This window comes from Vibrio sp. D173a, assembly GCF_030248475.1.
Genome location: NZ_JAHGAH010001426.1, coordinates 1 through 503, shown reverse-complemented (window position 1 = coordinate 503; position 503 = coordinate 1). Strand labels below are relative to the sequence as shown.

1 pseudogene is annotated in these 503 nt (G+C 46.1%); it reads left to right on the top strand.

The window, feature by feature from the left end:
• A pseudogene (deoD, locus tag KIV40_RS33820) lies at window positions 1-279 on the top strand (purine-nucleoside phosphorylase); the annotation flags it as partial.
• Window positions 280-503: the final 224 nt, after the last annotated feature.

Here is a 503-nt window from a genome sequence, read left to right as displayed (position 1 = left end):
GACGTTAAAGTGGGTAACCTATTCTCTGCTGAGCTGTTCTACACGCCCGATCCAGAAATGTTCGAAGTGATGGACAAGTACGGGATTGTTGGCGTGGAAATGGAAGCGGCAGGTATCTACGGCGTTGCTGCTGAATACGGCGCAAAAGCTCTGACAATCTGTACAGTTTCAGACCACATCAAAACGGGTGAGCAGACCACGTCTGATGAGCGCGCGACAACATTCAACGAAATGATGCTGATTGCACTGGATTCAGTCCTACTAGGCGATGACGAGTAATCGACACTTTCTCATGACTTGAGCTAATGACTTAAGCTGATGAATTGAAAAGCCCCTGCAGTCTGACTGCAGGGGCTTTGTTTATTCAGTCTCTAACAGAGCTTAGAGAATTAAGAGTTAGCGTTCTTAAGAAGTAAGTTCTCACCCGACTTGGACTTTCCACGTCTTAGAATCAACAAGATAAATAGCCCACCACTCACAAAACCCATCACACCCATACCTAT